The organism is Bradyrhizobium sp. AUGA SZCCT0222, assembly GCF_018130205.1.
Lineage (GTDB): Bacteria > Pseudomonadota > Alphaproteobacteria > Rhizobiales > Xanthobacteraceae > Bradyrhizobium.
In genome coordinates this window covers 1-8,709 of sequence record NZ_JAFCLX010000092.1, presented here as the reverse complement: position 1 = coordinate 8,709, position 8,709 = coordinate 1, and the positions used below count along the sequence as shown (strand labels likewise).

The 8,709-nt window shown below is 63.1% G+C and carries 14 protein-coding genes; 6 read left to right on the top strand and 8 right to left on the bottom strand.

Annotated features, from left to right (window positions below; all coding sequences use genetic code 11):
* Positions 1-494: 494 nt before the first annotated feature.
* Positions 495-887 (top strand): ClpXP protease specificity-enhancing factor SspB, encoded by a 393-nt coding sequence (locus tag JQ629_RS36765; protein ID WP_212416768.1) that lies wholly within the window; start codon positions 495-497, stop codon positions 885-887.
* A 74-nt stretch (positions 888-961) separates the two neighbouring features.
* On the opposite strand, the gene JQ629_RS36760 is transcribed toward JQ629_RS36765, so the two are convergent.
* The 4 genes from JQ629_RS36760 to JQ629_RS36745 all read right to left on the bottom strand — a co-directional run bounded on the left by JQ629_RS36760 (position 962) and on the right by JQ629_RS36745 (position 3,835).
* Positions 962-1,780, bottom strand: a complete 819-nt coding sequence (locus JQ629_RS36760; protein ID WP_212416767.1) for a hypothetical protein — start codon at positions 1,778-1,780, stop codon at positions 962-964.
* A 9-nt stretch (positions 1,781-1,789) separates the two neighbouring features.
* On the bottom strand, positions 1,790-2,578 hold the full coding sequence (locus tag JQ629_RS36755) for a 2-keto-4-pentenoate hydratase (RefSeq protein ID WP_212416766.1): 789 nt from the start codon (positions 2,576-2,578) through the stop codon (positions 1,790-1,792).
* 69 nt (positions 2,579-2,647) lie between these two features.
* Positions 2,648-3,013 carry an RNA polymerase-binding protein DksA gene (gene dksA / locus JQ629_RS36750; RefSeq protein ID WP_249135538.1) on the bottom strand — a complete coding sequence of 122 codons (366 nt, stop codon included), beginning with the start codon at positions 3,011-3,013 and terminating at the stop codon, positions 2,648-2,650.
* Positions 3,014-3,223: 210 nt separating this feature from the next.
* On the bottom strand, positions 3,224-3,835 hold the full coding sequence (locus tag JQ629_RS36745; protein ID WP_212416764.1) for an NAD(P)-dependent oxidoreductase: 612 nt from the start codon (positions 3,833-3,835) through the stop codon (positions 3,224-3,226).
* 121 nt (positions 3,836-3,956) lie between these two features.
* Here JQ629_RS36745 and JQ629_RS36740 point away from each other — a divergent pair, with 121 nt between their 5' ends.
* Positions 3,957-4,328 carry a winged helix-turn-helix transcriptional regulator gene (locus JQ629_RS36740; protein ID WP_212416769.1) on the top strand — a complete coding sequence of 124 codons (372 nt, stop codon included), beginning with the start codon at positions 3,957-3,959 and terminating at the stop codon, positions 4,326-4,328.
* Positions 4,329-4,418: 90 nt separating this feature from the next.
* Here JQ629_RS36740 and JQ629_RS36735 read toward each other — a convergent pair whose 3' ends face one another.
* Positions 4,419-4,832, bottom strand: a complete 414-nt coding sequence (locus tag JQ629_RS36735) for a flagellar assembly protein FliX (protein ID WP_212416763.1) — start codon at positions 4,830-4,832, stop codon at positions 4,419-4,421.
* Positions 4,833-5,096: 264 nt separating this feature from the next.
* On the opposite strand from JQ629_RS36735, the gene JQ629_RS36730 reads away from it, so the two are divergent.
* From JQ629_RS36730 to JQ629_RS36715, 4 genes are all read left to right on the top strand, one after another.
* Complete coding sequence (locus JQ629_RS36730) at positions 5,097-6,221, top strand: flagellar basal body P-ring protein FlgI (RefSeq protein WP_212416762.1); 1,125 nt, start codon at positions 5,097-5,099, stop codon at positions 6,219-6,221.
* Entirely contained in the window at positions 6,221-6,571 is a 351-nt protein-coding gene (gene flgJ, locus JQ629_RS36725) for a flagellar assembly peptidoglycan hydrolase FlgJ (RefSeq protein ID WP_212416761.1), read from the top strand. The genes JQ629_RS36730 and flgJ overlap by 1 nt, the downstream gene beginning before the upstream one ends.
* A gap of 16 nt (positions 6,572-6,587) precedes the next feature.
* Entirely contained in the window at positions 6,588-7,079 is a 492-nt protein-coding gene (locus JQ629_RS36720; RefSeq protein WP_212416760.1) for a hypothetical protein, read from the top strand.
* 142 nt (positions 7,080-7,221) lie between these two features.
* On the top strand, positions 7,222-7,599 hold the full coding sequence (locus tag JQ629_RS36715; RefSeq protein ID WP_212416759.1) for a hypothetical protein: 378 nt from the start codon (positions 7,222-7,224) through the stop codon (positions 7,597-7,599).
* Positions 7,600-7,624: 25 nt separating this feature from the next.
* Here JQ629_RS36715 and JQ629_RS36710 read toward each other — a convergent pair whose 3' ends face one another.
* The 3 genes from JQ629_RS36710 to JQ629_RS36700 form a co-directional block, all read right to left on the bottom strand.
* Positions 7,625-7,990 (bottom strand): hypothetical protein, encoded by a 366-nt coding sequence (locus JQ629_RS36710; RefSeq protein ID WP_212039224.1) that lies wholly within the window; start codon positions 7,988-7,990, stop codon positions 7,625-7,627.
* A 20-nt stretch (positions 7,991-8,010) separates the two neighbouring features.
* Positions 8,011-8,376 carry a flagellar biosynthesis regulator FlaF gene (flaF, locus tag JQ629_RS36705; protein ID WP_212039225.1) on the bottom strand — a complete coding sequence of 122 codons (366 nt, stop codon included), beginning with the start codon at positions 8,374-8,376 and terminating at the stop codon, positions 8,011-8,013.
* A 196-nt stretch (positions 8,377-8,572) separates the two neighbouring features.
* Positions 8,573-8,709 (bottom strand): flagellin (locus JQ629_RS36700; RefSeq protein ID WP_283815991.1); only part of this gene is annotated, 137 nt, incomplete at its 5' end.

Genomic DNA, 8,709 nt, shown 5'->3' with positions numbered 1-8,709 from the left:
GATCACGGCATAAGCCGTAAAGCCATTGCGCAGGGAAGGCCGGGTGTTCTCCGCTGCCCTGTATGCTCGTGTGCAGCATTTCTTGTGCTAACCGCACACGGGACCGCGGGTGCAGCGCGCACCCGGTCTTCCCTGCGCCCTCTCATTTTGGGGGCAAGGAATTTCTGGCAAAGCTCGGGCGCAATGCGCGGCGAGATCGCGGAAGTGCGGTTAGACCACGGTGCAGCGACAAACACCGCCGTCGTCCCGGCGAACGCCGGGACCCATAACCACAGGAAGAAGTTTTGCGAACGATCACTGTTACCGAGCCTCTATCGAAAGATCACGCGGTATGGGTCCCCCGATGCGCAACTGCGCATCTGAGCTCAAGGCCGGGACGACGGTGTAGCTGTGACCTCCCGCACATTCGAAGCGCCGCTGGCCCACCGAATTGAACCCATGTGCACTCCGAGGTCACTGACGCATGAAACAGTGTGACAACGCGAGACGAACCAATGCAGGCGGCCATAACGAGAAAAGCAGGAATCCTGTTCGCCGTGCTGGCGACCATGTTCGCCGCCACGAGCGCGGTGGCGGCTGAACCCTGCAGCACGACGCCGGCGCGTTTCAACATTGCCGAGACGCTGTGGCACGCGGCCGAAGAACATCCGGTCCATGTCACCTTCACGACCCGGAGCGAGGGCGTGAAAATGCCGGGGTATCTCCTGGAAAAATATCCGAACGAGATGACCGTCGTCCTGCAATATGAATTCGGCAAGCTGACCGTGAAGGACGACCGCTTCGAAGTGCTGGTGTGGTTCAAGGGTTATCCGGAACGGTTCGTCGTCCCCTTCAACGCCATCAAGGCGTTCCATGACCGCACCGAGTTGAAGTGCTCGGGTAGCTGATGAAGAATTCGTAGCCCGGATGAGCGAAGTGGATACCGGTTCGCGTGAAGAAAACGCGTCAAACCAGAATCTTTTCATTCCGGCGTGGCGCGGCGGATCAATGCGCAGAGCCCGGTCATCCGGGCGATCGGATGTTCGACAAACAACCGGCACGATTTCAGCACGCCCGCTAGCGCGTCCGGCGGCGTTGCGGGTTTCAGCTGCGGCGCCAACATTTGACCATGCGCGTGCCCGAGCGCGCGTGTCGAACGCGTCAGCGCATCGAGCCGGCCGTCGGCTTGCAGCGGCGCCAGCATGGTTCGCACCAGCGCCAGATACGCCGGCCAGTACGCCAGATGCCGATACATGCTCGCAATCAATTGCGGTTCAGTGTCCTCGCCAAAACCGTTCAATTCGCCAACCAGCCGCGCCACCTCGGGATCGAGCGCGTCCATCGGCGGCAGTTCCGGAATCTTGACGCCGGAGGGCGGAGCTGCGGAGCTGGCGGCCGTGACTGTAACGGCCGGGCGCGGTTCGAAATGCGCGAGCAACGCCGACAGCACGGTCAGCGCCAGCGCGTTGGTATGTTGATAGCTGTCCAGCACATTGCGAATGATGGCCTGGTCGGATTGATCGATGCCGGCGGCGAGCAACGTGTCGGCGGAAAATCCGGGCAGGTCGGGCAAGGCGATCGTGCGCCTGATGGATTCGGCATGCAGCGGTGCGGCGCCGAGATAAAGCGGCCGCACCGTGGCCCAGGTCCAGGGCAGCGCGCCCGGCATGGTCGCGAGGTTGCGCCAGATCAGATTGACCACGCTGGTGCCGAGCACCTTTCGGATGTCGGTGAATATCTCGGCGATTTCACCGCGCGCGTCGGCTTCGAGAATCGAGGGAACGCTCTCCTGCCCTTGCATGGTTCCCGCTCAGTCCCGAAAGCTCGCCGCCACCGTGCCGAGCCCGTCGAGCTCCATCACCACGCTGTCGCCGGCATTGAGCCACACGGTCTTGACCAGGCTGCCGGTGAGAACGATCTGTCCGGCGTGCAATCCCTTGCCCTCCTCGGCCAGATGATTGGCGAGCCAGGCCAGCGCGTTGTGCGGATGCCCGAGCACATCGGCGCCGGTGCCGCGCCCGACTTCGGTATCGTTGATGATGGCGCGGCCGGCCACTGTGAGCAGATCGGGCGCCGCGGTGCGCAGGACTGCCCCGCCGAGCACGCAGCCGGCGGCGAAGAAATCGTCGGCCACCAGCGTCGGCGCGCCCATGGTTTCCCATTTGACGTAGCGGTCGTCGACGATCTCGATCGCGGGGTGATAGGCCTCGATCGCCTCCATCACCCACTCGGCGGTGAACGGCGCTTCCGACGGCGAGAGATCGCGCGCGAGCCGGACCGCGATTTCGCATTCGACGCCGACACGGACGTAATCGCCGAAGCGCAGCTTGGCGCCGGACTCATGCACGCCCTTGGCGAACACGCCGCCGCCGCAGGGATGGGGGATGTCGAGATATTGCTGCATCACCGCGCTGGTGCAGCCGATCTTGTAGCCGACGAGGCTGCCTACCTGCGGCAGCAGCAGATCGTGGACCGCGCGCTGAACCTTGTAGCCATCAGCCTCATCTTGCGGCACGAGTTCGCTCGAAAGCGCGGCCAGCGGCGAACGGCTGCGGCGAGCGCTGGCGATGCGCTTGGCGGCCGCGAGAATTTTGTCCATCGGCGGCAGCTCTCTCGTTGCAAACCGGCAATGCCGACCGCGCGCTGCGGTCAGATGCCGGAGGTTACTCTACTCGTCCCGGTAAACCTTTTCACGCTTCTCGTGACGCTCCTGCGCTTCCACCGACAGCGTTGCGATCGGGCGGGCTTCCAGCCGCTTCAACGAGATCGGCTCGCCGGTCTCCTCGCAATAGCCGTAGGTGTTGTCTTCGATACGCTGCAGCGCGGCGTCGATCTTGGAGATCAGCTTGCGCTGGCGGTCCCGAGCGCGCAGTTCGATCGCGCGATCGGTTTCGGAAGAGGCGCGATCAGCCAGATCGGGATGATTGACGTTCTCTTCCTGGAGGGTCTGCAGGGTGACCTTCGATTCCCGCAGGATCTCGTCCTTCCACGCCAGCAGCTTGGCGCGAAAATAATCGCGCTGGCGGTCGTTCATGAAAGGCTCTTTTTCGGAGGGTCGATAATTCTTCAACTTTTCCAATGTCAGCCTATCTTTAAGTGCAAGGCGAAACGGAAAATCGTCCGTCCGCGCGCGCCTTATATAGCGGCGAGTTGTGACAGACAATATCGGCCCTGGGGCAAGGAAGGCCGCCCCGGAGCGCATACACAGGCAAAACTGTGCACCGCAGCGGGGCAGCCCGCCCGGTCAGTAACCGACCGTAAAACGCTGGCGGATATGGGCCGGACGCTCGATTTCGTCGGCGAGTGCAACTGCGAAGTCCTCGTAGGAAATCCAGCTTTTGCCGTCGGACGCGGTCAAAAGCTGGTCGATCCCGAGTTGGAACTTGCCGGTTCGCTCGCCGGCCGTGAACAGGGCCGAGGGCGACAGGAAGGTCCAGTTCAGTTCCTTTTCCTGCCGCAGCAGGTCGAGAAAGGCGCCGCCCTTCTCGGCCTCGGCCTTGTATACCACGGGAAAATTCGGTGTCGTGACCAGCCGGACGCCCGGCGCGACCTCGAGACTGCCGGCGCCGCCGACCACGAGGTAGCGGCCGACCTTCGAATCACGGGCGGCGCCAATCAGCCGGGCCGGGTCACTGTCGAGGAAATGCACCGAGCTGATCGCAGCGTCATGGCCGGCGAACAGTGCGGCCAGGCCGGCCTGGTCCAGCACGTTGCCCTCCTTCGCCGTGACGTTCGGCTGGGCTTTGATCTTCTCGAGGTGGCGGGCGATGGCGGTCACAGCGTGGCCGCGGCTGGCCAGTTCGGTGACGATGCGCGAGCCGGCATTGCCGGACGCGCCGACGACGGCGATCTTCATCTTTGGTCTCCTTGCGATGGGATGGATGTGGTATCCAATGGTGACTAGATAACGCAAAGAGCGTAGGTGTTAAGAGAGCACTTTGAACTCACCTGATTACGCCGGAGTAACCGCCATGAAGATGAAACCCGACGCCTATGCCGCCAATTGTCCGACGCGCCAGATTCTCGATCGCGTCGGCGACAAATGGGCGGTGCTGATTCTGCTCCTGGTGCGCGACGAGCCGATGCGCTTCAACGCGCTGCGCCGCGCCATCGAAGGCATCTCGCAGAAGATGCTGTCGCAGGTGCTGAAGAGCCTGGAGCGCGACGGGCTGATCAAGCGCCGCGTCATCGCAACCGTGCCGGTGACGGTGGAGTATTCGATCACGCCGCTGGGGGCGACGCTGTCGACGGCCGTCGATGCCTTGCGCGATTGGGCCGAAAGCAATCTGAAGGAAGTGATGAACGCGCAGCGCCGCTACGATGCGCAGCGCAATGCGATGGCGGCGTGAGACAAACCCACCGCTGTCATGCCCCGCTTCAAGCGGGGCATCCAGTACGCCGTGGCCTCTCGGTGAAGCACTGATGTCTGAGGGGAGTTTCTAGAACTGCCCGGCCTTGGCCAGCTCGACTTCGACCCGAAGCTCGATCTCGGCCAGGACGGCATCGAGGCCGGGATCGCCGGAGGAGGATTTCAGGTTGGCCGCGGCATCGCGCAGCCGGTTCATGGTGGCGGTGTCGAGGTTGCCGGACAGCAGCCCGAGCTTGAGCTCGTCGAGCACGTCGAGCGCGCCGCGCCCGCGCGCCACTGACCGCTTGCGGCGCTCGGTCGGATCCTCGACGCCCTGCATCGCCAGCAGCGCGTCGATGCTGCCGGCGGCTTTCGGCGGGGCCGCGGAGCGGGTCTCGTCCGGCGTCGCCGGCGCATCCGGCAGCGAAAAGCCGGTCGAGCTGGTTCGCCGCGTGCTGCTCGCGGGCGATCCAAGCGTGGTGCCGTTCGGTCCGTAGATGCGCATCGTCGTGAATCTCGCCGGTCGATTGCAGGGAGCTTCGCCGCTTTATGGTTAATGCCGCGTAAACGACCCGGCAAAATCTGCCGCAGCGCGGCAGTTTCGCCGGTGCCGCGAGATCGGCCGGATCGCGCACCACCGAACAAAGCATAGCACTTTCAACGGACTAGGCCACCGAAACCGCGTGGCATCGATCTCGCATAGTTAATCACGGGCTACCGTCATGGGAGTGGCGCGTTGTCCGGGAACGACTTCCAGGGGAGCATTGGGATGCCCGGCATCCATACGGCGAGAATGTTGTGGGTGGGCTGCGCAGCGCTGCTGGCGCTGGCGTTGTCCGCCATGTCCGCAGGCGCGACCTCGCGGATCAAGGACCTCGCCAATATCGAAGGCGTGCGTCAGAACCAGTTGATCGGCTACGGCCTCGTCGTCGGCCTCAACGGCACCGGCGACACGCTGAACAACATCCCCTTCACCAAGCAGTCGCTGCAGGCAATGCTGGAACGCATGGGCGTCAACATCCGCGGCGCCACCATCCGCACCGGCAACGTCGCTGCCGTGATGGTCACCGGCAATCTGCCGGCGTTCGGCACCCAGGGCACACGGATGGACGTCACCGTTTCCGCGCTTGGTGACGCCAAGAACCTGACCGGCGGCACCCTGCTCGTCACCCCCCTGCTCGGCGCCGACGGCAATGTCTATGCGGTCGCACAAGGCTCGCTCGCGATCTCGGGCTTCGCCGCGGAAGGCGCCGCGGCCAGCATCACCCGCGGCGTACCGACCAACGGCCGCATCCCCAACGGCGCCATCATCGAACGCGAGATCGAATTTGCGCTCAATCGCCTGCCCAATGTGCGGCTGGCGCTGCGCAACGCCGACTTCACCACGGCCAAGCGCATCGCCGCGGCCGTCAATGATTTCCTCGGCGTCAAGACCGCCGAGCCGATCGATCCCTCCACGGTGCAACTGGCGATTCCCGCCGAGTTCAAGGGCAATGTCGTCGCCTTCCTGACCGAGATCGAGCAATTGCAGGTCGAACCGGACCTCACCGCCAAGATCGTGATCGACGAACGCTCCGGCATCATCGTGATGGGCCGCGACGTCCGCGTCGCCACCGTTGCGGTCGCGCAGGGCAACCTTACGGTCTCGATTTCCGAGAGTCCGCAAGTGAGCCAACCCAATCCGCTGTCACGCGGCCGAACGGTGGTGACGCCGCGCTCGAGTGTGTCCGTTTCCGAAGACGGCAAGAAATTCGCGGTCGTAAAAGACGGCGTCTCGCTGCAGCAACTCGTCGACGGCCTCAACGGTCTCGGCATCGGCCCGCGGGACCTGATCGGCATCCTGCAGGCGATCAAGGCCGCCGGCGCGATCCAGGCCGACATCGAGGTGATGTGATGCAAAGCAGCTTGAACGGCATCAGCAATTCGTACCCGAAATCCACGCTGATCAACGGCCGCAACGATCCGCAGCTGGCCGAGGCCCTGACCAGGGTTTCGCCCGAGGCGCAGAAGAAGACTCGCGCCAAGGCACAGGACTTCGAGGCGATGTTCCTGAACTCGATGTTCTCGCAGATGACCACCGGCGTCAAAGGCGAAGGCCCGTTCGGCGATACGACGGGCACCGGCGCCTGGCGCTCGATGCTGACGGATGAATACTCGAAGTCGTTCGCCAAATCCGGCGGCATCGGAATCTCCAACGACGTCTTCCGTACCTTGATCCTGCAGCAAGCCAACCGCGCCGGCTGAGATAGGGAACCCCGACATGAATCAGCGCCCGCAAGCACAGCCCGCCGCAGTTCCGGCACGCGCGATCTCCTCGCCCGTCGAGGCCCGCAAGCTCGCGGAAGACCTGATGGACGTGATGAGCGGGCTGCTCGGCATCATCGAGCGCGAAACCGAACTGGTTCGCGCCGGCAAGATCCGCGAAGCGATGGAGCTTGAAGGCCAGAAGGGTGAGCTGTCGCGCCGCTACATGGTCGCGGTCGAACATCTGAAGAACTCGCAAAAATACCTGGCACAGGTTTCGCCTGAATTGCTGACTACGCTGCGGCGCCATCACGACACCTTCCGCGCCATGCTGCAGATCAATCTCACGGTGCTTGCGACCGCGCATGCGGTGTCCGAAGGCATCGTGCGCGGCGTCAACACCGAGATCCAGCGCCGCAATATCCCCAACACCTATACGGCGAGCGGCCAGCGCGCGACGCCAGGGCCGCGCAACATGACGCCGCTCGCGGTGAGCCGCTCGCTCTAAACATCTAAAATTTTCGACAAACTCGCGCCCCCGTATAAGCACGGGATTCAGCGCGTTCCCTAACACCGTGTTGAAGGGTGGGAAGTTATATTGCGGTTTGAGAGGGGTTGGGATTTGACTCGAAGCAAGCCTGGAGGCTGCCATGAGTACGGATTTCAACATCAAACCGGTGGGGGCACCGGTTGCCGCGCCGATCGTTCAACCGATCAGCGAAGCGGCGCATAATGCGGTCGCGACCGAATTGCCGGCGCCTCAGAGCGTCGCGGCGTCGGACGCCGGCGCGCGCACCAGCGATTCCCGCGCGGTCCACATTTCGATTTCGAATCCGTCCGTCTCCAACCAGGTGGTGTTCGATCGCGACGCGCGAGCGGTCGTGTATCAGGTCGTCGACAACCGGACCAGCCAGGTGGTGAAGCAATTCCCCGAGGAAGCGGTGCTGCGCCGCCGCGCCTATTTCCACGCGCTAGACCTGACCAGGGACGCGCCGGCGCGGCTGCTCGCCACCGACGTCAAGGCATGATTGAAAAAGCTTTGAGGAATTCCGCTCACTTGCTCTGCGTCGCATAGGCGGTATCGAGCATCGTTCCGCCGGTTGCCGGGTCGGTGACGACGTTCTTGATGACCGCTGTTCCGACCTTGGTCACCATGAATTTCGTGTCACCGATCCGGAACGCATTGTCCCTGATCAGAACGTCCGCGTATTTGTTGGTGCCGCCGCTCTGGTAGTGGACCTTGGCACGAAACCCCGTGACGTTCGTGACCGTAAACTTGAATGACTTGTTGTCGGCGTATTTTCCGGTCCAGCTGCCCTGATAGAGCGTGGGATCGACCGGCACATACGGCGTCTTGGACGGAACCGCCAATCCCACGGTCTTGTAGTTGGCCGACAGGATGCTGAAAACGTCAGCCACGATCTCGCCCCCTTAGCCGGTCAGCCGCGGCCCGACAGGCCCGCAGCCAGGTTGCAGTTGATGTCGATCAGCGAGTTCAATTTGGCCGGATCCGGATTCATCTGCATCTCGATGGTCTGCTTCATCACGAAGACGCCGATATTGGCGATGTTCTGACGAACTTCCATCGGCTGCGGGTTGTCGTTGGTCTCCACGGCGCTCATGAAGATCGACCAAAGCCGGCTGTTGAACAGCAGCGCGTTGTGCATGTTCTTGTCGGGACCAGCCCAGTTGGCCTGAACGTCCTGGAGTTGTCGTGCGGCCTTCAGCAGCGCTTGCGCTTCGATTTCACGGGGAGAGGCTGTCGTTTGTGACGTGCGAGCGTAGGCTTGGGCTGCATTGGACATTAACTGACCTCGATGGGAGCGATTCGCAGAACCGCGGGGCTTGAAAACTGCCCAACTTTCATACAGGTCGCGTCTTTAAATATGGTTAGCTGCGGTTGCCAAATGTGTCCATAAATCGGCGGTAACCGCTACGCCGCCGACTCAAAAGAAAGCGGCGGGGTCTCCCCCGCCGCCCTCGACTTTTCTCTGGTCGCCGCTAGGTCCGCAGGAGCTGGAGCACGCTCTGCTGCGACTGGTTGGCGAGCGCCAGCGCGGACACCGCGATCGACTGGCGGGTCGACAGCGCCTGGCTGTTGGCCGCTTCCTCGTTGGTATCGGCCAGCGTCAGGTTGG